The sequence below is a fragment of the Geodermatophilus nigrescens genome, assembly GCF_900129495.1.
GTDB classification, from domain to species: Bacteria; Actinomycetota; Actinomycetes; order Mycobacteriales; family Geodermatophilaceae; genus Geodermatophilus; species Geodermatophilus nigrescens.
Map to the genome: position 1 here is coordinate 790,827 of NZ_FQVX01000003.1, position 26,527 is coordinate 817,353.

At 77.5% G+C, this 26,527-nt stretch carries 22 protein-coding genes; 14 read left to right on the forward strand and 8 right to left on the reverse strand.

The features are described 5' to 3' along the window. The first annotated feature begins 26 nt into the window (after window positions 1-26). From BUE37_RS17465 to BUE37_RS17475, 3 genes are read left to right on the forward strand one after another with little or no spacing between them, the layout of a single operon-like run. Window positions 27-3,227 carry an ATP-dependent helicase gene (locus tag BUE37_RS17465; RefSeq protein ID WP_217651292.1) on the forward strand — a complete coding sequence of 1,067 codons (3,201 nt, stop codon included), beginning with the start codon at window positions 27-29 and terminating at the stop codon, window positions 3,225-3,227. After that, entirely contained in the window at window positions 3,224-6,634 is a 3,411-nt protein-coding gene (locus tag BUE37_RS17470) for an ATP-dependent helicase (protein WP_073421601.1), read from the forward strand. The genes BUE37_RS17465 and BUE37_RS17470 overlap by 4 nt, the downstream gene beginning before the upstream one ends. Before the next feature lie 21 nt (window positions 6,635-6,655). Beyond that, complete coding sequence (locus tag BUE37_RS17475) at window positions 6,656-7,144, forward strand: GNAT family N-acetyltransferase (protein ID WP_073421602.1); 489 nt, start codon at window positions 6,656-6,658, stop codon at window positions 7,142-7,144. A gap of 86 nt (window positions 7,145-7,230) precedes the next feature. On the opposite strand, the gene BUE37_RS17480 is transcribed toward BUE37_RS17475, so the two are convergent. Further along, on the reverse strand, window positions 7,231-8,067 hold the full coding sequence (locus BUE37_RS17480) for an alpha/beta fold hydrolase (protein ID WP_073421603.1): 837 nt from the start codon (window positions 8,065-8,067) through the stop codon (window positions 7,231-7,233). A 60-nt stretch (window positions 8,068-8,127) separates the two neighbouring features. Here BUE37_RS17480 and BUE37_RS17485 point away from each other — a divergent pair, with 60 nt between their 5' ends. From BUE37_RS17485 to nudC, 6 genes are all read left to right on the forward strand, one after another. Continuing rightward, complete coding sequence (locus tag BUE37_RS17485) at window positions 8,128-9,531, forward strand: M20/M25/M40 family metallo-hydrolase (protein WP_073421604.1); 1,404 nt, start codon at window positions 8,128-8,130, stop codon at window positions 9,529-9,531. Next, the gene (locus BUE37_RS17490) at window positions 9,528-11,135 is read left to right on the forward strand and encodes a serine/threonine-protein kinase (protein ID WP_139253025.1); all 1,608 of its coding nucleotides are present in this window, start codon (window positions 9,528-9,530) and stop codon (window positions 11,133-11,135) included. Before BUE37_RS17485 ends, BUE37_RS17490 begins: the two co-directional genes overlap by 4 nt. Before the next feature lie 60 nt (window positions 11,136-11,195). Continuing rightward, window positions 11,196-12,092: a DUF2510 domain-containing protein gene (locus tag BUE37_RS17495; RefSeq protein WP_073421606.1), complete on the forward strand. Its 897-nt coding sequence runs from the start codon at window positions 11,196-11,198 to the stop codon at window positions 12,090-12,092. Between the two features lie 303 nt (window positions 12,093-12,395). After that, complete coding sequence (locus BUE37_RS17500) at window positions 12,396-13,667, forward strand: M16 family metallopeptidase (protein WP_245794700.1); 1,272 nt, start codon at window positions 12,396-12,398, stop codon at window positions 13,665-13,667. Continuing rightward, complete coding sequence (locus BUE37_RS17505; protein ID WP_073421608.1) at window positions 13,664-15,040, forward strand: M16 family metallopeptidase; 1,377 nt, start codon at window positions 13,664-13,666, stop codon at window positions 15,038-15,040. Before BUE37_RS17500 ends, BUE37_RS17505 begins: the two co-directional genes overlap by 4 nt. After that, a complete protein-coding gene (gene nudC, locus BUE37_RS17510) occupies window positions 15,037-15,990 on the forward strand; it encodes an NAD(+) diphosphatase (protein WP_073421609.1) in 954 nt (317 codons plus the stop codon). The genes BUE37_RS17505 and nudC overlap by 4 nt, the downstream gene beginning before the upstream one ends. 81 nt (window positions 15,991-16,071) lie before the next feature. Here nudC and BUE37_RS17515 read toward each other — a convergent pair whose 3' ends face one another. From BUE37_RS17515 to BUE37_RS17525, 3 genes are all read right to left on the reverse strand, one after another. Next, window positions 16,072-16,623: a nucleoside/nucleotide kinase family protein gene (locus BUE37_RS17515; protein ID WP_245794702.1), complete on the reverse strand. Its 552-nt coding sequence runs from the start codon at window positions 16,621-16,623 to the stop codon at window positions 16,072-16,074. A 95-nt stretch (window positions 16,624-16,718) separates the two neighbouring features. Beyond that, entirely contained in the window at window positions 16,719-17,336 is a 618-nt protein-coding gene (locus BUE37_RS17520) for an ANTAR domain-containing protein (RefSeq protein ID WP_083628820.1), read from the reverse strand. A 121-nt stretch (window positions 17,337-17,457) separates the two neighbouring features. Then, the gene (locus BUE37_RS17525) at window positions 17,458-17,721 is read right to left on the reverse strand and encodes a mycoredoxin (RefSeq protein WP_217651293.1); all 264 of its coding nucleotides are present in this window, start codon (window positions 17,719-17,721) and stop codon (window positions 17,458-17,460) included. A gap of 181 nt (window positions 17,722-17,902) precedes the next feature. Between BUE37_RS17525 and BUE37_RS17530 the strand changes: the two genes are divergently transcribed. The 4 genes from BUE37_RS17530 to BUE37_RS23985 all read left to right on the forward strand — a co-directional run bounded on the left by BUE37_RS17530 (window position 17,903) and on the right by BUE37_RS23985 (window position 21,192). Beyond that, window positions 17,903-19,942: an ATP-dependent helicase gene (locus tag BUE37_RS17530; protein ID WP_073421611.1), complete on the forward strand. Its 2,040-nt coding sequence runs from the start codon at window positions 17,903-17,905 to the stop codon at window positions 19,940-19,942. Window positions 19,943-20,134: 192 nt separating this feature from the next. After that, on the forward strand, window positions 20,135-20,464 hold the full coding sequence (locus tag BUE37_RS17535; protein WP_073421612.1) for a hypothetical protein: 330 nt from the start codon (window positions 20,135-20,137) through the stop codon (window positions 20,462-20,464). A gap of 246 nt (window positions 20,465-20,710) precedes the next feature. Then, window positions 20,711-20,953, forward strand: coding sequence for a WhiB family transcriptional regulator (locus BUE37_RS17540; RefSeq protein WP_281248093.1), 243 nt, complete (start codon window positions 20,711-20,713; stop codon window positions 20,951-20,953). A gap of 74 nt (window positions 20,954-21,027) precedes the next feature. Beyond that, window positions 21,028-21,192, forward strand: coding sequence for a hypothetical protein (locus tag BUE37_RS23985; RefSeq protein WP_175562909.1), 165 nt, complete (start codon window positions 21,028-21,030; stop codon window positions 21,190-21,192). A gap of 109 nt (window positions 21,193-21,301) precedes the next feature. Here BUE37_RS23985 and BUE37_RS17545 read toward each other — a convergent pair whose 3' ends face one another. From BUE37_RS17545 to BUE37_RS23990, 3 genes are all read right to left on the reverse strand, one after another. Then, the gene (locus BUE37_RS17545; protein WP_073421613.1) at window positions 21,302-22,624 is read right to left on the reverse strand and encodes an ABC1 kinase family protein; all 1,323 of its coding nucleotides are present in this window, start codon (window positions 22,622-22,624) and stop codon (window positions 21,302-21,304) included. Then, window positions 22,621-23,718, reverse strand: a complete 1,098-nt coding sequence (locus BUE37_RS17550; protein ID WP_073421614.1) for a ThiF family adenylyltransferase — start codon at window positions 23,716-23,718, stop codon at window positions 22,621-22,623. Before BUE37_RS17550 ends, BUE37_RS17545 begins: the two co-directional genes overlap by 4 nt. A 119-nt stretch (window positions 23,719-23,837) precedes the next feature. Then, the gene (locus BUE37_RS23990; protein ID WP_012950213.1) at window positions 23,838-23,990 is read right to left on the reverse strand and encodes a DUF5679 domain-containing protein; all 153 of its coding nucleotides are present in this window, start codon (window positions 23,988-23,990) and stop codon (window positions 23,838-23,840) included. A gap of 372 nt (window positions 23,991-24,362) precedes the next feature. Between BUE37_RS23990 and BUE37_RS17555 the strand changes: the two genes are divergently transcribed. Further along, entirely contained in the window at window positions 24,363-24,947 is a 585-nt protein-coding gene (locus BUE37_RS17555) for a M48 metallopeptidase family protein (RefSeq protein ID WP_073421615.1), read from the forward strand. Window positions 24,948-25,076: 129 nt separating this feature from the next. On the opposite strand, the gene BUE37_RS17560 is transcribed toward BUE37_RS17555, so the two are convergent. Next, window positions 25,077-26,459: a zinc-dependent metalloprotease gene (locus BUE37_RS17560; protein WP_073421616.1), complete on the reverse strand. Its 1,383-nt coding sequence runs from the start codon at window positions 26,457-26,459 to the stop codon at window positions 25,077-25,079. Window positions 26,460-26,527 lie beyond the last annotated feature (68 nt).

The following is a 26,527-nucleotide window of genomic DNA, read 5'->3' on the forward strand; positions in this document are numbered from 1 at the left end:
TCGGACCGCCGTGGTGTCATCGAGGGGTGGCACTGCGGGGGGACACGACGCACGGGGACGGGGCGCCGGTCTACCGGCTCGTGCAGCCGGCCGCCGAGCCGCCGCGGCGGCCGCGGCTGGACCCCACGCAGCAGGCCGTCGTCGACCACCCGGGCGGGCCGCTGCTGGTCCTGGCCGGTCCCGGCACGGGCAAGACGACGACGATCGTCGAGGCGGTCGCCGCGCGGATCGACCGCGGCGTGGACCCCGAGCAGATCCTCGTCCTGACCTTCAGCCGGCGGGCCGCCGCCGAGCTGCGCGACCGGGTCACCGCGCGGGTGGCGCGCACCATCCGCGAGCCGCTGGCCCGCACCTTCCACTCCTACGCCTACGGGGTGCTGCGCCGGGCGGCGCTGCTGCGGGGTGAGGCGCCGCCGCGGCTGCTCACCGCCGCCGAGCAGGACGCCGTCGTCGCGGAGCTGCTGCGCGGTGACCTGGCGGGGGAGGGCGCGGTCCGCTGGCCCGACCAGCTGATGCCGGCGCTCGCCACCGCCGGGTTCCGCGGCGAGCTGCGCGACCTGCTGCTGCGGGCCACCGAGCGCGGGGTGGACCCCGAGCTGCTGGCCGCCTGGGGCCGCGAGACGGGCACCGACGCGTGGCTGCACGCCGCGGCGTTCCTCGAGCAGTACGAGGCGGTCACCGCCTTCTCCACGGCCGGCGGCGGCGACGCCTCCGGTTACGACCCCGCCGAGCTCGTCCGCGCCGCGATCGCCGAGCTGGAGGACGACCCCGAGCTGCTGCGCGCCGAGCGCGCGCGGGCCCGCTGGCTGTTCGTCGACGAGTACCAGGACACCGACCCCGCGCAGGTCGAGCTGCTGCAGCTGCTGGCCGGCGGCGGCGGTGACCTGGTCGTCGTGGGGGACCCCGACCAGGCCATCTACGCCTTCCGCGGCGCCGAGCCGCGCGGCATCGTCGACTTCCCCGACGCCTTCCGCACCGTCCGCGGGGAGCCCGCGCCGCGCGTCTCGCTCGGGGTGTGCCGCCGGTCGGGCCCGGCCCTGCTCGCGGTGAGCCGCCGGGTCGCCGAGGCGCTGCCCGGGCCCTGGGAGCACCGCCGGCTCGCGGCCGTCGACGGTGCCGAGGAGGGCGCCGCGGAGGTGCACGTCTTCGGGTCCGCGTCGGTGGAGGCCGCCTACGTCGCCGACACCCTGCGCCGAGCGCACCTCGTCGACGACGTGCCGTGGGGCGAGATGGCCGTCGTCGTCCGCAACGCCCTGGCCATCGGCCCGCTGCGGCGCGCGCTGACCTCGGCCGGCGTCCCGGTGGAGGTCGGCACCGACGACCTCCCGCTGGCCGCCCAGCCCGCCGTCGCGCCGCTGCTCGCCGCGCTGCGCGCGCTGCTGCCGCGGCGGGACGCCGAGCCCGGCACGCTCGACCTCGACGAGCCCGGCGCCGAGGCGCTGCTCACCTCGCCGCTCGGCGGGGCCACCGTGCTCGACCTGCGCCGGCTGCGGCGGGCGGTGCGCATCGCGCAGGCCCAGCGCGGCGTCGACGCCGACGAGCGCGGCGAGCCGCTGGCCGCCGCCCTCGCCGACGAGGCGCTGCTCGAGGAGCTGCCCGAAGCCGTCGCCCGGCCCGCTCGGAAGGTCGCCGGCGTGCTCGCCGCCGGCCGGGTGGCGCTGGCCCGCGACGGCTCGGCCGAGGACGTGCTGTGGGCGATGTGGCAGCGCAGCGGGCTGGCCGGCCGGTGGGCGCGGGCCAGCGCCGCGGGCGGGGCGGCGGGCGCGGGCGCCGACCGCGACCTCGACGCCGTCGTCGCCCTGTTCGACGCCGCGGCCGGCTTCGTCGACCGGCTGCCCTCGGCCACCGTCGGGGCGTTCGTCGAGCACCTCGCGGCCCAGGAGCTGCCCGGCGTCGCCGGTGCCGGCCGGGAGTCGGCCGCGGACGCCGTGCGGCTGCTCACCGCGCACGCGTCCAAGGGCCTGGAGTGGGACGTCGTCTGCGTCGCCGGCGTCCAGGAGGGCGTCTGGCCCGACCTGCGCGACCGCGGCACGCTGCTCGACACCGAGCTGCTGGTGGAGCGCGTCGCGGGCATCGACGGCGCGACGGTCGACCGGCGCGTGCAGATGCTCGCCGAGGAGCGGCGGCTGTTCTACGTCGCCTGCACCCGCGCCCGGAGGCGGCTGGTGGTCACGGCGGTGGAGGGCGCGCTCGACGGCCCCGACGCCGGCGCCACCGCCTCGCGGTTCCTCGACCTCGTCGCCGCGCCGCCCGACGAGGGCCGCCCGCTCACGCCGCTGCCGCGCTCGCTCACCCTGCCCGCGCTGGTCGCCGACCTGCGGCGCACGGTCAGCGACCCGCAGACCGAGCCCGCGCGCCGCTCGGCGGCCGCGGCGGTGCTGCGCCGGCTGGCCGACGAGGGCGTCCCCGGCGCCTCGCCCGCCGACTGGTGGGGGCTGGCGCCGCTGTCCGACGACGCGCCGCTGGTGCCCGAGGGCGAGCCGGTACGGGTGCGCCCGTCGGCGATCGAGACCTTCCAGCGCTGCCCGCTCAAGTGGGTGCTCGGCGCGGTGGGTGCCGAGGCGTCGCCGGACTCGACCCGCACCGTCGGCTCGGCGGTGCACGCGGTGGCGCAGCAGGTGGCCGAGGGACTGCCCGCCGCCGAGGCGCCGGCCGCGCTGGCCGTGGAGCTCGACGCGCTGGACCTCGGCCCCGGCTGGGCCGACCAGCGGCAGCGCGTGGCCGCCCGCGACATGCTCGACCGGTTCCTGCGCTGGCACGCGGGCAACCGGCGCGAGCTGCTGGCCGCCGAGGCCGACTTCGACGTCACGGTGGGCCGGGCGCGCATCCGCGGCCAGGTCGACCGGCTCGAGCGGGACTCCGCGGGCCGGCTGGTCGTCGTCGACCTCAAGACCGGCCGCAGCCAGGCCAAGGGCATCGACACCCACGGCCAGCTCGCCGCCTACCAGGTGGCGGTCGCGGCGGGCGCCTTCGGCGAGCACGGCGACGCCCCCGGCGGGGCGGCGCTGCTGCAGGTGGGGTCCGGCACGAAGGCCAAGGAGCAGGCGCAGGACGCGCTCCCGGCCGACGTGCCGGTGGGGGAGACGTGGGCCGGCGAGCTCGTCGCGGAGGTGGGCGACGGGATGGGCGCGGGCACCTTCGAGGTGCGCACCGGCAGCCACTGCTCCCGCTGCCCGGCCCGCCGCAGCTGCCCGATGCACGAGCGCGGCCGGCAGGTCACGGCGTGAGTCGACGTTCCACGCCGGCCGAGGACCAGCTCGCCTTCGACGACGCCCTGTTCGGCGGCGCGCCCGAGCCGGTGGAGCCGCGGCGGCTGCTCACCCCCGCCGAGGTCGCCGAGCGGTGCGGCCTGAAGTACGCGCCGTCCGACGAGCAGGCGCGCGTGGTGTCGTCGCCGGCCGACCGGCCGCTGGTCGTCGTCGCCGGCGCCGGGTCCGGCAAGACCGAGACGATGGCCGCCCGTGTGTGCTGGCTGGTGGCCAACGAGCTGGTCGCGCCCGACGCTGTCCTCGGGCTGACCTTCACCCGCAAGGCCGCCAGCGAGCTCAACGAGCGCATCCGCATCCGGCTCGGCGCGCTGGCACGGCACCCCGGCACCGACCCGGAGCTCAGGGAGCGGCTCGCCGTCGCGATGCCGACGGTGTCCACCTACCACGGCTACGCCGCCTCGCTGGTCAGCGAGCACGGGCTGCGGATCGGCGTCGAGCCGGGCGCCGGCGTGCTCGGCCCGGCCATGTGCTGGGGCCAGGCGGCGTCGGTGGTGTCGCAGTGGACCGGCGACATGGCCGACGTCCCGCTCACCCCGCTCACCACCGTCGAGGACGTGCTGGCGCTGGCCGGCGAGCTCGGCGAGCACGACGTCTCCGCGGACGCGCTGCGCTCCTGGACCGCCCGCCTGGAGCGCCAGGTCGCCGGCTACCCCGACGCGAAGGGCAAGCGCGGCCCGTACGCGCCGGTGCTGGAGATGCTCGCCCGGCAGCGGGCCCGCGTGGCGCTGCTGCCGCTGGTCGAGGCCTTCGAGGGGCGCAAGCGGGCCGCCGGGGCCATCGACCACTCCGACCAGGTCGCCTTGGCGGCGAAGGTGGCGGTCAGCGCGCCGGAGGTCGGCCGCCGCGAGCGGGCGCGCTGGCGGATCGTGCTGCTCGACGAGTACCAGGACACCAGCGTCGGCCAGCTGCGCATGCTCGAGGCGCTGTTCGGCCGCACCAGCGGGCACGCGGTGCTGGCCGTCGGCGACCCGCGGCAGTCGATCTACGGCTGGCGCGGCGCGTCGGCCGGCACGATCGAGCGGTTCGCGCGCACCTTCCCCGGCCTGCGCGGCCGGGAGGCGCAGCGGCTCACCCTGGCCACCAGCTGGCGCAACGACGGCGCCGTGCTCGACGTCGCCAACGCCGTCGCCGGGATGCTGCCCGCGCCGGACGTGCCGCTGCCCGACCTCGCGTCGGCGCCCGGGGCCGGGCGGGGCCTGGTCACCGCCGGCCTGTACGCCACGGTGGCCGAGGAGACCGAGGCGCTCGCCGACCGGCTGGCCGCCTGCTGGCGCGGCGAGGACCCCGACGTGCCGCCGCGCCCCGACGGCCGCCCGCCCACCACCGCGGTGCTCGTGCGCACGCGCAAGCAGCTGCCCGGCATCGCGGCCGCGCTGCGCGCCCGCGGGCTGCCCGTCACCGTGGTGGGCCTCGGCGGGCTGCTCGAGGTGCCCGAGGTCTCCGACGTCGTCGCCACGCTCACCGTGCTGGTCGACCCCACCGCCGGCGACGCGCTCGGCCGGCTGCTCACCGGCGCGCGCTGGCGGATCGGCCCGCGCGACCTCGCCGCGCTCGAGGCCCGCGCCCGGGCACTCGTGCACGGCCGCCGCCCCCCGCGCGAGACCGACGACGAGGCGGCGCCCCGGCCCTCGGAGCGGGGCAGCATCGTCGAGGCGCTCGACGACCTCGGCGACCCGGCGGCCTACTCGCCCGCCGCGTACCGCCGGCTGCGGCGGCTCGGCGCGGAGCTGGGGCACCTGCGCGGCCGGCTGGGGGAGTCGCTGCCCGACATGGTCGACGACGTCGCCCGCGTCCTCGGCCTGGAGACCGAGCTGGCCAGCACGCCCGGCGTGAGCCCCGGCGCCGCGCGGGCGCACCTCGACGCGCTGCACGCCGTCGCCGCGGAGTTCACCGAGCTGGCCGAGCTGCCCTCGCTGCCGGCGTTCCTCGGCTACCTCAAGGACGCCGAGGAGCGCGAGCGCGGCCTGGAGCCCGGCGAGGTCGCCGTCGACCCGGAGTCCATCCAGCTGCTCACCGGCCACTCGGCCAAGGGCCTGGAGTGGGACGTCGTCGCGGTGCCCGGCATGACCGCCGACCAGTTCCCCGCCCGCACCGACACCGCCGACTCGTGGGTGAAGGACCCGGGTGCCGTCCCCGTCGACCTGCGCCTCACCGACCGCGAGGAGCTGCCGCAGCTGCGCCTGCCCGTGCCCGGCTCCGGCGACCAGGCCGCGGTGCGCGCCGCGCTCGAGGACTACGTCGAGGAGTGGAAGCGCTTCGGCGAGGCCGAGGAGATCCGGCTGGGCTACGTGGCGGTCACCCGCGCCAAGCACCTGCTCGTGTGCTCGGGCAGCTGGTGGCGGGAGGGCGTGAAGCCCAACGGCCCGTCGGTGCTGCTCGACACCGTCCGCCGGGCGTGCACCGCGGGCGCCGGCGTCGTCGTCGCGTGGGCCGAGCGGCCCGAGGACGGCGCCACCAACCCGGCGCTGGAGGAGTGGCCGGTCGGCGTCTGGCCGGCCGACCCGCTGTCGGCGCCGCGGCGCCGTGCCCTCACCGCCGCCGCCGAGCTGGTGGCCGGCGCGGCGCCGCACCCGCTCGACCCCGGCGCCGACCTGGGCACCGCCGACCCCGAGGTGGCGCGCTGGGTGCGCGACGCCGACCTGCTGCTGCGCGAGCGGCGGCGCACGGCCCGGCCCACGGTCGAGGTGGCGCTGCCGTCGCACCTGTCGGTGTCGGAGCTGGTCACCCTGCGCCGCGACCCCGCCGAGCTGGCCCGCCGGCTGCGCCGCCCCATGCCCGCCGCGCCCGCGCCGCTGGCCCGCCGCGGCACCGCCTTCCACGCCTGGCTCGAGGAGCGCTTCGGCGCCGCCCGGCTGCTCGACCTCGACGAGCTCCCCGGCTCCGGCGACGAGTCCGCGGCCCCCGACGGGGCGCTCACCGAGCTGCAGCAGGCGTTCCTGGCCAGCCCGTGGGCCGAGCGCCAGCCGGTCGAGGTGGAGGTGCCCTTCGAGACGCCGCTGGGCCCGCTGACCCTGCGCGGGCGGATCGACGCGGTCTTCGGCGACGCCGAGGGCGGCTTCGAGGTGGTCGACTGGAAGACCGGCCCGCCGCCGTCGGGAACGGAGCTGTCGGCCGCCGCGGTGCAGCTGGCCGCCTACCGGCTGGGCTGGTCGCGGCTGGCCGGCGTGCCGGTCGAGCGGGTCAGCGCCGGCTTCCACCACGTCTCCGCCGGGGTCACCGTGCGCCCGGTCGACCTGCTCGACGAGGCCGGCCTGCTCGCGCTGGTCACCGGCCGGGCCGCGGCCGGCGGCGACCTGCCCGACGACCTGCCGCCCGAGCCGGACGACGACGAGCTTCCGCCCCCGCCGGACGACGAACTCGGTTGACGCCCGCGCCAGCCTGATCGGGTGGCCGTCGTCATCCGGGACCTCGAGGACACCGACGTGGCGGAGGTCGTCGCGCTGTCCCTGCGCGCGTGGGAGCCGGTGTTCGGCTCCTTCGAGTCGGTCCTCGGCCCGGCGGTGTACCGGCAGCTGTACCCGGACTGGCGGAGCGCGCAGGCGGCGGCCGTCGAACGGGTGTGCCGCGATCCGGCGATGCGGGTCCGCGTGGCCGACGACGGCGGCCGTCCCGTGGGGTTCGTCGCCGTCGTGGTGCGCGAGGACGGTGAGCCGGAGGGCGGCGAGGTCGAGATGCTCGCCGTCGACCCGGCGGCCCAGCGCCGGGGCACCGGCCGCGCGCTGCTCGACGACGGGATCGAGCGGCTGCGCGAGGCCGGCGTGCGGCTGGTCGCGATCGGCACCGGCGGCGACCCGGGCCACGGGCCCGCGCGGCGCACGTACGAGGCCGCCGGCTTCACGGCGCTGCCGCTGGTCCGTTACTACCGGCTGGTCTGACCGCCGGACCTCGCCCCGCGGTGCCCGACCCCGCCCCGCAGCGCGAGGTCGGGCACCGCACGGCGAGGACGGCCGGTCAGGTCAGGTCAGGTGGAGGCGATCCGGTCGAGGATCGCCGCGGCCAGCTGGTCCGGCGCCTCCTCGGGGATCCAGTGGCTCACGCCGGGCAGCTGCACGAAGCGGTAGTCGCCGGCCACGTACTCGCCGCAGCCCTCCGCGGCGATGCGGCCGATCGCGATGTCGGCGTCGCTCCACACGAACGTCGTCGGCACGGTCACGTCGTCCACCGGCGTCTGCGAGCTCATCGCCCGGTACCAGTTGAGCGCCGCGGTCAGCGCGCCCGGCGCCGACAGCACGGCCACGTACTCGTCGACGGTCTCGCGGTCGACGACGTCGCCGAACATGCGCCGCAGCCGCCGCGCGTCGTCGGCGAGCAGCACCTCCTCGGCCTTGCCCTCCTGCCAGAACAGCCGGATGTAGGCCGAGCGCTCCTTCTGCTCCGGGTCGCTGCGGTAGGCGGCGGTGAAAGCGGTGGGGTGCGGGACCGAGACGGCGGTCAGCGAGCGCACCCGGTCGGCGTGCCAGGCGGCCAGCGCCCAGGCGGCGTTGGCGCCCCAGTCGTGCCCGACGACGTCGGCGACCGGCACCTCCATCGCGCTCATCAGGTCGGCGGTGACCTGCGCGAGGTTGGTCAGCGCGTACGCCTCCACCTCCTGCGGGCGGGCGCCGGGGGAGTAGCCGAGCTGGTCGACGGCGTAGGTGCGCAGCCCCGCCTCGGCGAGCCGCGGGGTCACCGCCGCCCACGACGCCGAGGTCTCCGGGAAGCCGTGCAGCAGCACCACCGGCCGCCCGTCCTCGGGGCCGTCGGCCCGCACGTCGAAGGTCAGGTCGCCCACGTCCACCCGCAGCAGCTCTCCGGCCATGTCCCCGAACCTAGTGGCCGGGGCGGACGGCGCCCGTCGACGCCGCTACCGTCGGCGACCGTGACGAGCCCGGAACGCGACTTCGTGCAGGCCCACCTCGACGACCTGCACGCCGACCTCGACGCCTGGGTGCGCATCCCGTCCATCTCGGCCGACCCGGCGCACGGCCCCGACGTCGCCGCGAGCGCCGAGTGGCTGGCCGACGCGCTGCGCCGGACCGGCTTCCCGACCGTCGAGATCTGGCCGACCGCCGGCGCGCCCGCCGTGTACGCCGAGTGGCCCAGCGCCGACGCCGGCGCTCCGGTCGCGCTCGTCTACGGCCACCACGACGTCCAGCCGGTCGACCCGCTGGAGCTGTGGGAGCACCCGCCGTTCGAGCCGACCCGCGTCGAGGGCCCCGACGGCCCGGAGCTGCACGGCCGCGGCGCGAGCGACGACAAGGGCGTGCTGGTCGTGCACCTGCTCGGGCTGCGGGCCCACCTCGCCGCGACCGGCCGCGACACCCCCGCCGTCACGGTCAAGGTGCTCGTCGAGGGCGAGGAGGAGTCCGGCTCACCGCACTTCGAGGCGCTGCTCCGGGAGCGGCGGGACCGGCTGGACTGCGACGTCGTCGTCGTGAGCGACACCGGCATGGCCGCCCCCGACGTGCCCAGCGCGGTCACCGCCATGCGCGGGCTGGCCGACGCCGAGATCACGCTGCGCGGCCCCGCCGTCGACCTGCACTCCGGCTCGTTCGGCGGCGCGGTGCCCAACCCGTTGCACGCCATGGCGGAGCTGATCGCGAAGCTGCACGACGACCAGGGGCGGGTCACCCTCCCCGGCTTCTACGACGCGGTGCGCCCGCTGTCGGACCGCGAGCGCGAGCTCATGGCGCGGGTGCCCTTCGACGAGCGGGCCTGGCTCGCCGGCCCGGCCGCCTCGCGCGCCACCTCCGGCGAGGCCGGCTTCAGCACCCTGGAGCGCACCGGCGCCCGCCCGACCGCCGAGGTCAACGGCATGTGGGGCGGCTACACCGGCCCCGGTCACAAGACGATCATCCCGGCCGAGGCGCACGCCAAGGTGACCTTCCGGCTGGTCTCCGACCAGCGGCCGGGGGAGATCGGGCCGATGCTGCGCGCCTGGGTGGAGGCCAACGTCCCCGAGGGCATCGAGGCCGAGGTGCACGCCCCGCCCGGCGGCGTCGCGCCCTGCGCCAGCGACCTGGACTCCCCGCTCATGGACGCGCTCCTGGCCGCCATCGGCCAGGCCTTCGACACCGCGCCGGAGGACGTGCTGCTCACCCGGGAGGGCGGCAGCGGCCCCGAGGCGGCGATCGCCGGCGAGCTCGGCGCGCCGCTGCTGTTCCTCGGCGTGGGGCTGCCCACCGACCGCATCCACTCGCCCAACGAGCGGGTCCTGCTGCCGATGCTGCACCGCGGCGCGGAGGCGGCGGCCCACCTGTGGCGCGAGCTGGCGGCGCGGTGACCGCTCCCGAGGTCGGCGGCCGCTTCGGGCCCTACCGCGTCCTCGGCGAGCTCGGCCGCGGCGGGATGGGCGCGGTGCTGCGCGCCCACGACGACGAGCACGAGCGCGACGTCGCCATCAAGGTGCTGCACCCGGCGTGGGCGGCCGACGAGGGCTACCGCGAGCGCTTCCGCCGCGAGGCGCGCATCGCCGCCCGGCTCAACGAGCCGCACGTCATCCCCATCCACCGCTTCGGGGAGATCGACGGCCAGCTCTTCCTCGACATGCGGCTGGTCGAGGGGGAGGACCTCGCCTCCCTCCTCCGCCGCGGCGGGCGGCTCGCCCCGGCCCGCGCGGTCGACGTCGTCGGGCAGGTGGCCCGCGCGCTCGACGCCGCGCACGCCGGCGGACTGGTGCACCGCGACGTCAAGCCGTCCAACGTGCTGCTCGTCGGCCGCGGCGACGGCGGGGACCTGCTGCGCTCGGCCCCCGGCGAGGACTTCTGCTACCTCGCCGACTTCGGCATCGCCCGCACCACCGAGGGCACCGGCCCCGCGCTGACCAGCACCGGCACCGCCGTCGGCAGCACCGAGTACATGGCCCCGGAGCGGTTCAGCAGCGCGACGCTGGACGCCCGCGCCGACGTCTACTCCCTCGCCTGCGTGCTCTTCGAGGCGCTCACCGGCCGCCGGGTGTTCCCGGCCGCCGAGCCGGTGGCGCTCATGGCCGCGCACATGCACGAGCCGCCACCCCCGCCGTCGGCCCTGGCGCCCGGCATCCCGCCCGCCCTCGACGGCGTCGTGCTCCGCGGCCTGGCCAAGGACCGCGACCAGCGCTGGCCCACCGCCGGCGCCATGGCCGCCGCCGCGCGGGCGGCACTCGCCCAGAGCGGCGTCCCCGTCCCGGCCGACGCCGGCACCGCCGTGGGTCCGGCCGCGGGCGGCGCCCCCGGCCGGGCGGTCACCCGCGAGCAGGGCACCGCCCGCCCGCCCGCGCCGCCGACCACCGTCGGGCCGCGCCCGCCCGCCGGCCCCGCGCCCGCCCGGGCACCGCGGCTGCCGTGGGTGGTCGCCGCCCTGGCCGGGCTGGTCGCCCTGGCCCTCGCCGTCGCGCTCGTCGTGGTCGCGCTGCGGTCCGACGACGCCGGCGACGCGGCGGCCGGCGCGGGGGAGCGGCTGGTCGCCGCCGCCCTGCCGGCCGGCGTCACGATCGGCGACTGCACCGGCGCCGACCCCGGCGACGGCGTCCTCCGCGAGGTCACCTGCCCGGCCGACGACGAGGCCGGGGTCACCACCAGCACCGTCCGCGCGCACGACGGCGACGGCGCCGCGCGGGCCCTCGCCGCCGACATCGAGCGGGAGGGCCTCGAGCAGCTCGACGAGCGCTACGACTGCGGCCAGGAGCTCGACGGCCAGCCCGGCCCCTCCGGCTGGTTCCCCGTCCTGGACGACGACGACGCCGAGGTCGGCCGGGTCGCCTGCTGGGTCGACGGCGACGGCGACGCGGTGCTCGCCTGGGCCTGGGACGACCTGGGCACCTACGGCATCGCCGAGCAGCGCGGCGGCGGCGCGTCGGGGCTCTACGACCTGCGCGGATGGTGGGACGACGCCGACCGCGGCTACTGATGGGACACGTCGCGCCGCGGGAGCCCTGACCGGCGGCGTCGCCGTCCTACCCTGACCCCCGTGACCGGACCTGGGCTGACGACCGCGCCCGCGGGGTGGTACCCCGACCCCGACGGGGCGCCCGGGATGGTGCGCTGGTGGAACGGGGAGAGCTGGTCGGACGTGACGACGCCGGCCGGCCCCGGCGTCGCCGTGCAGACGCCGCCGGTGGCCCCCGCGCCGCGCCCGCAGGCCGGCTGGGGTGCCGGCCAGTGGGACGACGTCCCGCCGCCGCCCGCCCGCCGTCCGCGCACGGCGTGGTGGGTGGCCGGCTCCGTGCTCGCCGTCGTCGCCGTCGTGGTCGTGGCGCTCGTCGTGGGGCTGTCCGGGGGCGGGGGTGGCCGCGCCGTCGCCGACGACCCGCCGGTGCCGGCCGGCCCCTCGGGCACGGAGTTCCCGCCCGGCACGGTGCGGATCGTCGACGAGGAGGCGGGCATCTCCTACCCGTTCCTCGGCAACGGCTGGTTCGAGTACGACTTGGGGGACATGGCCGAGACGCGGACCATCGCCGGCCAGTACTTCACCACCCAGGAGGGGGTCCCCTCCGGGGGGATCTTCATCGCCCAGTGCACCTCCGGCCCCGTCGCCGACGGCTACGGGTGGACCGGCCCGGGCAGCGAGCAGGCCACCGTCACGGCGCTGGCCGACAGCGTCCGGACCCTGTACTACCCGTACCCGAACGAGCGCGAGATCCTGCGCGACGAGGCTCTCACCGTCGACGGCCGCAACGCCCACCTGATCGAGTTCCAGCTCAGCTGGGACGTCGAGGGCTACGACTCCACCGGTGAGCGGGCCGCGCTGCTCGTCATCGACGTGGGCCGCGCCGACCCCGCGCTGCTCTACGTCTCCATCCCCAACACCCACGCCGAGCTCTACGGCGTCATCGACCGCGTCGTGGGCGACATCGACGTGCTGTGAAGCGGTGACATCGTCGGCCTACCGGCCGACACCGCGACCACGTGCCGTACCCCGGCTGCGCTGAGCTCTGCCGCCGCGCCCGGTGAGGACCCTCCGGGCCCGTCCCCGGTCGTGGCCCTCGCAGGGCGGGTCACGTCCCGTGCCGCGGCGCCCTGCCGTCCCGGCACTGGGACGCGGCTGCGGTCGTGGCCTCCTCGGGGACCCTCCGGGCCCCGCTCGTCGGCCGCCCGGCGGCCCCGGCGCCCGCGTGGTTAGGGTCGGTCCGTGACAGCAGTAGGGGCCGATCTGACCTTGCGGCACCCGGTGGAACGCTTCTCGCTCGACAACGGGCTGCGGGTCGTCCTCGCACCCGACCGCAGCGTGCCGGTCGTCGCCGTGACCGTCTTCTACGACGTGGGCATGCGCAACGAGCCGGAGGGCCGCACCGGGTTCGCCCACCTCTTCGAGCACATGATGTTCCAGGGCTCGGCGCACGTGCCGAAGATGGAGCACGCCCGCCTGGTGCAGGCCGCCGGCGGCACGTTCAACGGCTCCACCCACCAGGACTACACGAACTACTACGAGGCGCTGCCGGCCGAGGCGCTCGAGCGCGCGCTGTTCCTCGAGGCCGACCGGATGGCCGCCCCGGCCATCACCGAGGAGAACCTCCGCAACCAGATCGACGTGGTGAAGGAGGAGATCCGGGTCAACGTCCTCAACCGCCCCTACGGCGCCTTCCCCTGGCTGCAGCTGCCGCAGATCGCGTTCGAGAGCTTCGCCAACACCCACGACGGCTACGGCTCCTTCGTCGACCTGGAGAGCTCCACCGTCGACGACGCCACCGACTTCTTCTCCCGCTACTACGCCCCCGGCAACGCGGTGCTGTGCATCGGCGGCGACCTCGACGTCGCCGAGACCGAGCGCCTGGTGCGCCGCTGGTTCGGCCCGGTCGAGGCCCGCGAGGTCCCGCCGACCCCGCCCACCGGGGAGCCCTCGCCGACGACGGTGCGCCGCGACGTCGTCGAGGACCGGCTGGCCCCCGCGCCCGCCGTCGCCCTCGGCTGGCGGGTACCCGACCCGGTCGGCGACCTCGACACCTACCTCGGCACCGTGCTGCTCGCCGAGCTGCTCAGCGAGGGCGACGCCTCCCGTCTCGAGCGCCGGCTCGTGCACGACGACCGCCTCGCCGTCGCCCAGAGCAGCTACGTCGGCCTGTTCGGCGACCCGTTCGACGTCCGCGACGCCACGCTGCTCACCACCCAGGTGCACCACCCGGCCGCCGTCGGGGTCGACGACGTGCTCGGCGCCGTGCACGAGGAGATCGGCCGCGTGGCCACCGAGGGGGTGAGCGCCGAGGAGCTGGCCCGGGTGCAGGCCCGGACCGGCGCGCAGCTGCTGCGCCAGGCCGACTCGGTGCTCGGCCGCACGCTGGCTTTCGCCGGCGCCGAGCTGGTGCACGGCCGCGCCGAGCTGGCCGGCGAGATCGCCGCCCGGCTCGCCGCCGTCACGCCCGACCAGGTGCAGACCGCCGCGCGGGGCCTCGACCCCGGCACCGCCGCGATCCTCGAGCTGAAGGCCACCGGAGGCACCCGATGAGCGCGCCGGTCGTCGACCTCGACCTCGTCCCGCCGCTGGGCGAGCCGCGCCCGCACCCGGTCCCCGAGGGCACGACGACGACGCTGCCCAGCGGCCTGACCGTCGTCGCCGTGCCGCGGCCCGGCGTCCCGCTGGTCGAGCTGCGGCTGCGGGTGCCCTTCGCGGCCACCACCCCGCGCGGCGCCGCCCAGCACACCGCCCGCGCCTCGGTGCTCTCCGGCGCCGTCCTGCTCGGCACCGCCCGGCGGGACGCCACGGGCCTCGCCGAGGCGCTGCAGGGCCACGGCGCCGAGCTGACGGTGGCCGCCGACCCCGACCGGCTGCTGTTCTCCACCACCCTGCTCAGCGAGGGCCTGACGCCGGTGCTCGAGCTGCTGGCCGAGGTGCTGACCGGCGCCGCCTACCCGGCCGACCAGGTCGAGGGCGAGCGCGACCGGGTCGCCGAGCGGATCGCCATCGCGCGGTCCCAGCCCGGCGTCATCGCCCGGTCCGCCCTGGCCGCCCGCCGCTACGGCACCCACCCCTACGCCGCGCAGCTGCCCGCGCCCGAGCTCGTCGGCAAGGTCGGCGCCGCGGCGCTGCGCAAGCTGCACCGCGAGCGGGTGCTGCCCGCCGGCAGCACGCTGGTCCTCGTCGGCGACCTCGACGCCGCCGCGGCCACCGACGCCGTCGCCGCGGCGCTGGGGGAGTGGACCGGCGAGGGCTCCGCCGCCGGCGCCCCGCCCGCGCCGGCGCTCGCCCCCGGACACCTCGAGGTGGTCGACCGGCCCGGCGCGGTGCAGTCCAACATCCGCCTCGGCGGCCCCGCGCCCGGGCGCACCGACCCCGACCTGCCCGCGGTCCGGCTGGCCAGCATGGTCTTCGGCGGCTACTTCTCCTCGCGGCTGGTCGAGAACATCCGCGAGCGCCGCGGCTACTCCTACAGCCCGCGCAGCGCCGTCGACCACCTGGCCGCGGCCTCCTCGTTCCTCGTCGAGGCCGACGTCGCCACCGAGGTCACGGGAGCGGCGTTCGTCGAGACGTGGGCCGAGCTCGGCCGGATGGCGCTCGCGCCGGTCACCGAGGCCGAGCTCGACGCCGCCCGCCGCTACGTCCTCGGCTCGATGGCGCTGTCCACCGCCACCCACGCCGGGCTGGCCAGCACGCTGTCGGCGCTGGCCGGGTCGGGCCTGTCGGCGCAGTGGCTGACCGAGCACCAGCGGGCGCTGGCCGAGGTCACCGTCGAGCAGGTGCAGGAGGCGTCCCGCCGGTACCTCGCCCCGGCGGCGCTGACCGGCGTCGTCGTCGGCGACGCCGAGCGGGTCACCGAGGGGCTCCGGGCACTCGGCCCGGTCGACGTCACCGCGAGCGCCGCCGCGGCGGACCCGGCGTGAGCGTCCCGCCGGGCGGCAGCACGCCCGAGGACGTCACCCGCGGCAACTGGCCGTCCGGCACGCCGCGCACCACCGGCGTCGTGCCGGTGCTCTCGCGCTCGGCGCACGACCGCGACCACCTCGGCCGCTCGCTGCCCGACCCCACCCGCGGGCGGCCGGTGCGGGTGCTGACCGTCGACGGGCGCCGTGCCGTCCCCGTGGCCGAGGGCCCTGACGGCCCCGCGCTGGTCTGGGACGAGCAGCCCACCCTCCCGGTCGGGGCGGTCTACCTCGGCGAGGCCGACGGCGTGCCCTACGCCGCCGTCCGCGGGGAGCGGGCGCTCACCGTCAACGGCCGGCCGGTCGACGCCTGGTCGGGGCTGCGCGAGCTCGGCACCGACCTGGGCGACCTCGACGCCGGCCTGCTCGCCGAGGCCATCGGCATCCTCGAGTGGCACGAGCGCGCGCGGTTCAGCCCCGTGTCGGGCGCGGCGACGACGATCGAGCGGGCCGGCTGGGTGCAGCGCGACCCCGAGACCGGCGTCGAGCTGTTCCCGCGCACCGACCCGGCCGTGATCATGCTCGTCCACGACGGCGGCGACCGGTGCGTGCTGGGCCGCCAGGCGGTCTGGCCGCCCGGGCGGTTCTCGGTGCTCGCCGGGTTCGTCGAGCCGGGGGAGTCCGCGGAGGGCGCGGTCGCCCGCGAGGTGGCCGAGGAGGTCGGGCTCACCGTCACCGACGTCCGCTACGTCAGCAGCCAGCCCTGGCCGTTCCCGCAGTCGCTGATGCTCGGCTTCGTCGCCCGCGCGGTCGGCGACCTCGAGCTGACCCTCGACCCCACGGAGATCGAGGAGGCCCGCTGGTGGACCCGCGACGAGCTGGCCTCCGGCGACGGTCCCGCCGCGCTGCCGCCGCCGGTCTCCATCGCCCGGCACCTCATCGACCGCTGGGTCGACGGCCAGCTGGCCTGAGCCCGCAGGTCGGGTGTGTTGTCGGCCCCGACCAGGGGCCCGCCCTGAGCTCGCGAAGGGTGGGGAGGTCGGGGTCCTTCGTTAGCCGAAGCGGCCCTGCAGCACCAGCGCCGGGTGCTCCGGCCGGTCGGCGAGCACCACGGCGTCGGCCAGGGCGGCGGGGTCCACCTCGTCGTCGTAGCGGTCGAAGGCCGGCAGCTCCCACGCCTGCTCCGCCGGGAACCGCCGGCGGCGGGCGGCCGGGGCGACCCGCAGGTGGACGACGACGTCGAACGCCAGCCCGACGCCCTGCAGCAGCGGGCCCGGCACGAGCAGCACCCCGCGCGGGGGCATCGGCTCGTAGCCGGCCCGCGCCGCGCGGTCCCGCGCGACGTCCCACAGCACCGGCAGGTACTCGGCGGGGCCGCCGGGACCCACCCGGTCGAGCACCTCGCGGGCCAGCGCCCGGGCGTCGAGCCAGTCGGTGTAGCGCGCGTCGGGGTCGATGCGGCCGTGCTCGAGCCGCAGCGACGCCGGCCGGAGGAACCCGGCGGCGGGCACGACGACGGCGGGGCGGCCCAGCGGGGGCAGCCGCTCGGCGACCGCCCGCGCGAGCGTCTCGGGACCGGCGACGTCGGGGCCGTCGACGGCCACGCGCAGCGCAGCGGCGCCCGGCTCGGGGTCGGCGTCGGCGAGGAGGGCGGCCAGCCGGTCGGCCAGCGCGCCCGGGGTCAGCGGCTCCGGACCGCTCAGGGGCGGCCGTCCGCCGGGACCACGGGGCCGGGTCGGTGCGCGCCGCGCTCGACCCGCCGGCCCGGCGGGCGGCGGGGGACCGGCGGCAGCACGGGCACGGGCTCGGCGGCCGGGGCAGCGGGGACGGCGGGCGTCGTCGGCTCGGCGAGCCGGTCGAGGGTCGCCATCACCTCGCGGGCGAGCTCGTGCACCGGGCGCCCGAGCGAGCGGGCCTGGCCGCGCAGCACCTCGAAGGCGGTGCGCGGGGCGGTGGCGTGCCGCTCGGCGAGGACGCCGATGGCCCGCTCGGTGGCGACCCGGGCGGCGAGGGCGTGCTCGAGCTGGGCGACGGTCCGCTCCAGCGCGGCGATCCGCGCGTCCCGGGGGTCGGTGTCCGGCGCGGCGTCCCCGTTGCCGCGGGCCGCGCGGCGGGCCGTGCGGTCGGGGTCGGTGGCGCCGCCCAGCTCCTCGGCCACCAGGTCGGCCAGCGACATCCCCTCGAGCAGGTCGCCGACGTCCTGGGCGCGGCCGGGCGCGAGCACGCGCCAGCCGCCGCCGGTGCGGGCGACGACCACCGACGGGCCGTCCCCGGCGGACGTCGGGATCTCGGGGGAGGGCACGGCGTCCGAGGTCACGTCAGTGGCTCCCGTGGGGGTGACCGGCCGGCTGGCCGGGGCTCCGGCGGCGGTCACGGTCGCGACCCGCCGGGGCAGATGATGCACCGCCGGGGGTCGCGGACCGCGCAGCACCCGCCGGTCAGGCGCCGGGCTGGGAGGCGAGCTGGGACCTCACCTGGTCGATGCTCGGGTTGGTCAGCGCGCTGCCGTCGGCGAACACGAGCGTCGGGACGGTGCGGTTGCCGCCGTTGGCCTGCATGACGACGTCGGCCGCCGCGGGGTCGCGCTCGATGTCGACCTCGGCGTACTGGATGCCCTCGCGCTGCATCAGCTTCTTCAGCCGCACGCAGTACCCGCACCAGGTGGTGGTGTACATCGTCACGGCGGCGGGTGCGGCAGTCACTCGGGGTCCTCCCAGGGAGCGGTCGATCGGTCCGGGACGCGGGGCGTCCCGCCGTACGTGAACGCCCGGGGGCCGCCGGACCTTCCCTCCACAGGCGCGGGGTGTCCCGGCCGGATGTCGGCGGGGGCTGGGAGACTCGGAGCCGCACGTCCCGTCCCGTCCCCCCGAGGAGTACGACCGCATGCCGCGGACCGCCGACCTGCCCGGGTCCGCCGCCCCCTCCGCCGCCCCGTCCGCCGGGGCGGAGGCCGTGCTCGCCGGGCTCGACGACGAGCAGCGGGCCGCCGCGTCGGCCGTGGAGGGGCCGGTGTGCATCCTCGCCGGCGCCGGCACGGGCAAGACCCGCACCATCACCCACCGCATCGCCTACGGCGTGCACGCCGGCGCCTTCGTGCCCGAGCAGGTCCTCGCCGTCACCTTCACCGCCCGCGCCGCCGGCGAGCTGCGCTCCCGGCTGGCCGGCCTCGGCGTCGGCGGGGTACAGGCACGCACCTTCCACGCCGCCGCCATGCGGCAGCTGCGCTACTTCGCCCCGCGCGTGCTCGGCGGGCCGATGCCGGCGCTGGTGGAGAACAAGCTGCGGGTGGTCGCCACCGCCGCCGCCCGCGCCCGGCTGACCACCGACCGCACCAGCCTGCGCGACCTCGCCAGCGAGATCGAGTGGGCCAAGACCACCCTGGCCACACCGGAGGACTACCCGGCGCGCGCCCAGGCCGCGGGCCGCGAGCCCCCCTTCGACGCCGCCGCCGTCGCGCGGGTCTACGCGTCCTACGAGTCGGCCAAGCAGCGCGACGGGATGCTCGACTTCGAGGACCTGCTGCTGGTCACCGCGTTCGCGCTGGAGGAGCACCCCGACGTCGCCCGGCAGGTGCGCGCGCAGTACCGCCACTTCGTCGTCGACGAGTACCAGGACGTCAACCCGCTGCAGCAGCGGCTGCTCGACGCCTGGCTGGGCGGCCGGGCGTCGGTGTGCGTCGTCGGCGACCCGAACCAGACCATCTACTCGTTCACCGGCGCCGACCCCGACTACCTGCTCGGCTTCGCCGACCGCTATCCCGACGCCGAGGTGGTCAAGCTCGAGCGCGACTACCGGTCGACGCCGCAGGTGGTGGGGCTGGCCAACAAGCTCATCGGGCAGGCGCCGGAGCGCAAGAGCATCTTCCGGCTCAAGTTGCTCGGTCAGCGGGCCGAGGGCCCCGAGCCGCGCTTCTTCGAGCACGCCGACGAGCCCGCCGAGGCCGCCGCCGTCGCGCAGGCCTGCCGCGCGCTGGTCGAGGCCGGGACGCCGGCGTCGGAGATCGCGGTGCTGTTCCGCATCAACGCCCAGTCGCAGGTGTACGAGTCGGCGCTGGCCGACGCCGGCGTGCCCTACGTGCTCAAGGGCGGCGAGCGGTTCTTCGAGCGGCCCGAGGTGCGCGAGGCCGTCGTCCTGCTGCGCGGGGCAGCAGCCGGCGGCAGCGACCCCGGGATGCTGGTGCCCACCGTGCGCGACGTCCTGGCCTCCACCGGCTGGGTGGAGCACCGGCCGCCGCCCGGGGGAGCGGCGCGCGACCGCTGGCAGTCGCTGGCCGCGCTGGTCGACCTCGCCGTCGACCTCGTCGCCGAGGACCCGAGCACCGACCTCCCGCGCTTCGTCGCCCACCTCGCCGAGCGGGCCGACGCCCAGCACGCGCCCACGGTCCAGGGCGTCACGCTGGCCTCGATGCACGCGGCCAAGGGCCTGGAGTGGGACGCGGTGTTCGTCGTCGGCCTCGTCGACGGCGTGCTGCCGATCTCGCAGTCGCTGTCGCGGCCCGACGCGGTGGAGGAGGAGCGGCGGCTGCTCTACGTCGCCGTCACCCGGGCCCGCGAGCAGCTGACGCTGTCGTGGTCGCTGGTGCGCAACCCCGGCGCCAAGCGCCCGCGCCCGCGCAGCCGGTTCCTCGACGGGCTGGTCCCGGGCTCCTCGCCGACCGCGCCGGCGCCCCAGCGGAAGCCGAAGAGGGCCAAGGTCGTCCTCGAGGGCGAGGCCGGGGAGCTGTTCGAGCGGCTGCGCGCCTGGCGCAGCAGCACCGCGCAGGCCGCCTCGGTCCCGGCGTACGTCGTCTTCACCGACGCCACGCTGCAGGCCATCGCCGAGGCGCGGCCGACGAGCATCCAGGAGCTGGCGGGCCTGCCGGGCATCGGCGCCCGGAAGCTCGACCTCTACGGCGAGGACGTACTCGCGACCGTCGGGGAGTAGCCGGTCACGGAGCGTGCCCACCGCACGCTCCTCCGGCGTGGCGTCCCCCGGCTCGGGGACGCGCTCGTTAATTGCGTTGCGCCGCCCGTGTGGCCTTCCCTACTGTCCTGACTGCGCCGCGGGGGACCCCGCCGGCGCGCCAGACCGAGACCGGCCCGACCGCCGGCTCCGACCCCGGGAGGAGGGGTTCCGATGATCGACATGCGCTTCGCTCTCGCCCCCGCCGGGGTCACCGGAACGGGCGGCCTCGACGTGCGTCCGGCCGGCTGCGCCGCCGGTGGCGTCCTCGTGGACGACGTCCGCTGGGCCCGTCCGCGCTACGCCGTCGTCCGGTCGATGACGCCGTTCGACCTGACCGGCACCTCCGTTGCTGCGCCCACCGCCCCGTTCCAGGGGACCGGTCTGCCCGCTGACCCGCGCGGCACCGAGCAGCCCGCCGCCACCGTCCTCGGCGGCCACCGCACCGACATCGACAACAGCACCACCCTCGGGATCCACTCCCCGGGGAGACCGCAGAGCTAGCGCTCGACCGGTCCTCCTCGAGGCCGCGGAACCCGAACCCCGGGATCCGCGGCCTTCGTCTTTCTCGCGGCACCCGGCCCCGACCACCCGGTCGGCGGGCCCCCGCCGGCTGCGAGACGACGAGTACGAGGAGGAGCGGCAGTGCAGCAGACGATCGACCGCCCGACGTCCCACCGCCGACCCGGGCTCCCCCGGACCGGTGGCGCCACCCCGAGGACGCCGCACACGCCCCTGGCCCCGGCCCCCGTGCGGCGGCCCCTGCCGTGCCGCGGGAGCGACGACCCGGACCTGTGGTTCGCCGAGAGCCCCGCGGCCCTCGAGCAGGCCAAGGTCCTGTGCGGCGACTGCCCGGTCCGCGACGCCTGCCTGGCGGGCGCGCTCGACCGCGGCGAGCCCTGGGGCGTCTGGGGCGGCGAGATCTTCGAGCGGGGCGTCGTGATCGCCCGCAAGCGTCCGCGGGGCCGTCCCCGCAAGGTCGTCGCCGCGTGAGCGGGGACGGCGCCAGCGAACAGCGAGAGCACTCCCACCGGGCGCCGACGCCCGACGAGCACCGAGGACCCACGATGTACAGCTACGAGTACGACCTGGCCACCACGCGGCTCAGCGAGCTGCGCGCGGAGGCCGACACCGCCGGTCGCGTCCGGCGCCTGCGGGCCGCGCGCCGGTGGGCCCGGCGCGCGGAGTACGCCAGCCGGCGTGCCGCGCGGGCCAGCGCCGCCGTCCGCTGAGAGACGGCGATCATCCGGGGCACGCCGTGCCCCTCCCGGACGAGGCCGGGTCCCCGACGCTCCCGGTGCGTCGGGGACCCGGCCTCCTGTCGTTCTCCGGTGGGCGGACTCAGCCGCGGAAGCCGGGCAGCCACTCCTCGAGGACGCTGCGGTAGCCGGCGGCGGCGTCGAGCTGGCAGAGCACCCCGATCGAGCCGACCGTCACCCGGTGGATGAGCAGGTAGGCCGGGGGCAGGTTGAGCTGGCGTCCTAGCTTGCTCGCGTCGCTGCGCGGGTCGGCGAGCCGGGCGGCCTGCTCCTGCATCCACGCGCGGGTGAACCGGAAGGTCTCCCGCTCGATGGGCTCGAGCATCGGCCGCAGGTAGTCGAGCACGCCCTGGGCGTCGACCTGCACCCCCGGCCGGACGAAGCCCTCGGCACGGAGGTCGGTCAGCACCTCCTCGGCGCGGCCCTCCAGCGCCCACCGCACCAGCCGGCCGATCGGCTCGGGCAGCCCGTCGGGCAGGCGGGCGGTGGCGCCGAAGTCGATGACGCCGAGCCGGTCGCCGTCGACGAGCCGGAAGTTGCCCGGGTGCGGGTCGGCGTGCAGCAGCCGGGCGCGGTGCGGCGCGGAGAAGTGCAGCTGGGCCATCAGGTGGCCGGCCCGGTCGCGCTGCTCGCGGGTGCCGTCGACGATGACGCGCGAGAGCGGGACGCCCTCGAGCCACTCGGAGACGATGACCTTCGGCGCGCTGGCCACCACCCGCGGGACGACGATCTCCGGGTCGCCGGCGTAGGCGGCGGAGAACTGCCGCTGCGCGTCGGCCTCGAGCCCGTAGTCGAGCTCCTCGACCACCCGGGCCTTCAGCTCGGCGATCAGCGGCTTGACGTCCATGCCCGGGAACACCGCGGCGAACAGCCGGGCGAAGCGGGCGAGCTGGTTGAGGTCGGCCATCAGGGCGGTGGCCGCGCCCGGGTACTGGATCTTCACGGCGACGTCGCGGCCGTCGCGCCAGGTGGCCCGGTGGACCTGGCCGATGCTGGCCGCCGCGGCGGGCTGGTCGTCGAACTCGCGGAAGCGCGTGCGCCAGGTGCCGCCGAGCTGCTGGGCGAGGACCGCGTGCACGGTCCGCACCGGCATCGGCGGCGCCTCCTCCTGCAGCTTGACCAGCGCCTGGCGGTAGGGCGCGGCCACCTCGTCGGGCACCGCGGCCTCGAACACCGACAGCGTCTGGCCGAGCTTCATCGCCCCGCCCTTGAGCTGGCCGAGGACGGCGAACAGCTGCTCGGCGGTGCGCTGCTGCAGCTCGGCGGTGACCGCCTCCGACGACTGCCCCGACAGCCGCTTGCCGATCCCGAGCGTGGCGCGACCGGCGGCACCGAGAGGCAGCGCGGCCAGGCGCGCGGTGCGCGAGATCGAGCCGCTCGGGATCCCGCGTGCGTCGTCGCTCACCGTGCCATTGTCCCCTTACGGGCGCCATCGCCGCTGACGGGACGGCCGATCTCGTCCCCGATGGAGGGGCCGGTACACCCGCACGACGGGTGCGGCGGCCAGGGGCGGCGGCGGGGGACCAGGTCCGGCGGGCGCAGCTCCAGCGCGGCGGACAGCGCCGCGGGGCTCCCGCTGCCGTCGAGGTAGGCCAGCACCTGCTGGGCGGCGACCAGGGCGGTGGCCCAGCAGGTGAGCGTCGACCCGCCGGCCGGACCGGTGCCCGTGGCGAGCTGGGCGGCGAGCAGCGGCCAGCGCGGGTCGGCGTCGCGGCGGTGCAGGTCGGCGCAGTGCAGGCAGCTGGTCACCGCGGGCACCACCAGCGGCCCGACGACGCCGGTCGTCCCGCGCACCGTGGCCACCAGGTGCGGCACGCCGGCGTCGTGCAGTCCGGCGACCAGGGGGTCCGACGCCGACCACGGCCGCGACAGGACGACCAGGTCGGGGGAGACGCCGGGCGGCAGCGGGCGCAGGTCGGCGAGCGGCGCGGCGCGGCGCACGGCGTCGGCGGCGGCCGGCCCGCGCGGGCGTCCCTCGTCGTCGGCCCCCAGCCCGCCGACGACGGCGTCCGCGGCGGTCACCACGCCGTCGTCCGCGACGACGGTCCGGCCCACGCCGCTGGCGGCCAGCAGCGCCGCGAGCGGCACGCCGACCCGCGTGGCGCCGTCGACCACGACCGACGCCGCCCGACGGGCCCGCCAGCGCCCGGCGCCCGGCCGCGCGGCCGTCAGTTCGGCGGTGGTGCGTGCGGCGGCGGCCGGCCCGGCGTCGGAGGCCAGCAGGTCGGCGGCATCGAGGTCGGCCAGGGCGCCGGCGTCGCGCAGGGTGTCCAGCAGCGCGCCGACCGGGCCGGGGTCCAGCCCGGCCGCGGCGGCGTCGGCCAGGACCGCGCGGCGGGTGCGGCGTCCGTCGAGACCGCGCAGGAGGCCGCTCAGGGCGGCGGGGTCGGTGCCGGTGAGCACCGCGCCGGGACCGTCGACCCCGCCGACCTGGAGGGCGTCGGGGGCGCGGTGCAGCAGCGGCGTGCCGGGCGGCAGGAGGGGATGGGCGTCGGGCACCGGCGCAGGGTGCCAGCGGCCGGCGTCGACCCGCCCGCGCTGTCCACAGGCCGGGCAACGGCGACGGCGGCGCCCGCCGTGCGGGCGCCGCCGTCGCAGAGCGGCTTCCGGGAGGCCGGTCAGGCCTTGCCGAGGATCCGGTTCATCTTGGTGCCGCAGACCGGGCAGGTGCCCTGGGCCATCCGGCGGCCGGACTCGCTGACCTTGACCTCGCCGTCGAAGTCCCGCTTCTCCTTGCACTTCACGCAGTAGCCGTTGTAGCTCTCCGCCACGGTCCGTCTCCCCTCCGGATGCTCGACCCCCGCTCCGGGCGCCCTCGTCGCGGAACGCTACCCGGACGGCACCGTCCGACCCGGCGCGGCAGGGGGTCCGCAGGGCCCCGTTCCCCACAGCCTGTGGACAACTCTGTGGGCAGCGTGGGGACCCGGCGGCGTGTCCCTGTGCGCGGACCGGGGACGGGGCGGGGGAGGGGGTCGGCCTCACCCTCGGGAACGGCGCCGTCACCTGCGATGACGCCGCTGCCGGAGCTGTGGACGGCGGACGGCCCGGCGGGGCGCCCGGCTGTCCACCGTCCGTGCGACTCGTACCCGAGCGGGTGGCTCCCCCGGGCGCGTCGGGGAGGGGCGGGCAACTACGGTCCTCCCGTGCCCGGAACGACCCCCGACTCCTCGCTCGACCCGGCCTCCGCGCTCGGGCCGGTCGAGGTCCGCCGCAGCGCCCGGCGCCGCCGGACGGTGACCGCCTACCGCGAGTCCGGTCGCACGGTCGTGCTCATCCCCGCCGCGTTCACGCCGGCGGAGGAGCGCCGCTGGGTGGCGCAGATGGTGGCCAAGCTGCAGACCCGCGAGGAGCGCCGCCGCCGGTCGATGGGCGGCGACGACGACCTCATGGCCCGGGCGCGGGCCCTGTCGGAGGCGCACCTCGACGGCGCCGCCCGCCCGGCCAGCGTGCGGTGGGTGGACAACCAGCAGCGCCGCTGGGGCTCGTGCACCCCGGCCGACGGGAGCATCCGGCTGTCGAGCCGGCTGCGCACGATGCCCGCCTACGTCGTCGACTACGTGCTCGTCCACGAGCTGGCGCACCTGCTCGAGGCCGCGCACGACGCACGCTTCTGGGCGCTGGTGGCGCGCTACCCGCAGGCCGAGCGGGCCCGCGGGTTCCTCGAGGGCGTGGAGTCCGCCCGCGCCGACGGCGTCGACCCGGCCGGGGACGACGACCTCGTCGACTGAGCCGTGACATCGTGATCCTCCGGATCACACCGCGGCCAGGTGCCGTCCCCGTCGTGCGCTGAGCCCAGCCCGCCGCTCGATCGCGGGAGCCTCCGGCCCCCACTCCTCACGGCGCCCCGCAGGGCGGCGTCAGCGGGTGGGGGAGTCCCCGTCCTGACCGTCGGCCGGGTCGACCGTGTCGTCGGCCGCACCGCCCTGTGCCTCGGCCTCCTCGGTCAGGGCGCGCAGCTCGTCGTCGACGCCCTGGCGGGCCACGAAGTCCAGCGGCTCGTCGAGGTCGTCGGACGTGGGCAGCAGGTCGGGGTGCGACCACAGCCGGTCGCGCTCGGCCGACCCGTACCGCTGGGACATGGCGCCCCACACGGTCGCGGCGTCGCGCAGGCGGCGCGGGCGCAGCTGCAGCCCGACGAGCGTGGCGAACGTCTGCTCGGCCGGACCGCCCGAGGCGCGCCGCCGGCGCATGGTCTCGGCCAGCGCGCCGTGGCCCGGCAGCCGCTCACCGGCCGCCGCGGCGACGACGGCGTCCACCCAGCCCTCGACGAGCGCGAGCAGGGTCTCCAGCCGGCGCAGCGCCATCTGCTGCTCCGGCGTCTCCTCCGGCTCGAGCAGGCCGCTGCCGAGCAGCTCCTGGATCGCCTCGGGGTTCGACGGGTCGAAGCCGCCGCCCATCGAGCCCATCGCGTCGTTGAGCCCGCGCTCGATCGCCTCGCGGTCGATGGTGATCCCGCGCGCGTAGGCGTGGACGGCGTCGTGCAGCTGCTGGCGCAGCCACGGGACGTGCGCGAACAGCCGCAGCGACGCCGCCTCGCGCAGGGCGAGGAACAGCCGCACCTCGTCGGCCGGGCGGTCGAGACCCGAGGCGAACTCCGCGACGTTCTGCGGCACCAGCACCCCGGACCCGGCCGGTGCCAGCGGCAGCCCCACCTCGGTGCCGGTGAGCACCTCGCCCGCCAGTCGGCCCATCGCCTGGCCGACCTGGGCGCCGAACATCAGCCCGCCCATCCGGCCCATGAGCCCGGCCAGCGGCCCGGCCATCGCCATGGCCTCCTGCGGCAGCGCGCTGGTCATCGCCGCGACGACCTTCTCGGCCAGCGGGTCGATCAGCCGGCTCCAGGCCGGCAGCGTCTGCTCCACCCACTCCACGCGCGACCAGGCCACCGCGCGGTCGACGCCGGAGGGCAGGTCGGTCACCTGGTCCAGCCACAGGTCGGCCAGCCGCAGCGCTTCGGTGACGGCGGCGCGCTCGGCCTCCGACGTCGGCTGCGTGCCGGTGGCCAGCCCGCTGATGGCGCCCTGGCGGGCCAGGTCCCAGTTCACCGGGCCGCCCGACCAGTTCATGAGCTTCTGCAGCTCCGCGAACAGCGGCATCTTGCCCAGCAGCTCCTCGGGCGTGCCGCCGGCGCCACCGGCCCCGAACAGCGCGGAGAACCCGAACGGGTCGTTCGGGCTGGGCTGGTCGCGGCGCTCGGGGTCCCGGTCGGGGAGCCCGAAGCCGAACGGCACGTCGCTCATGCCCCCACGGTAGACGCGTGATCACGCCGTCGCGGGCGGATCGGGGACCCGGCTGTCCGCCGTCAGCG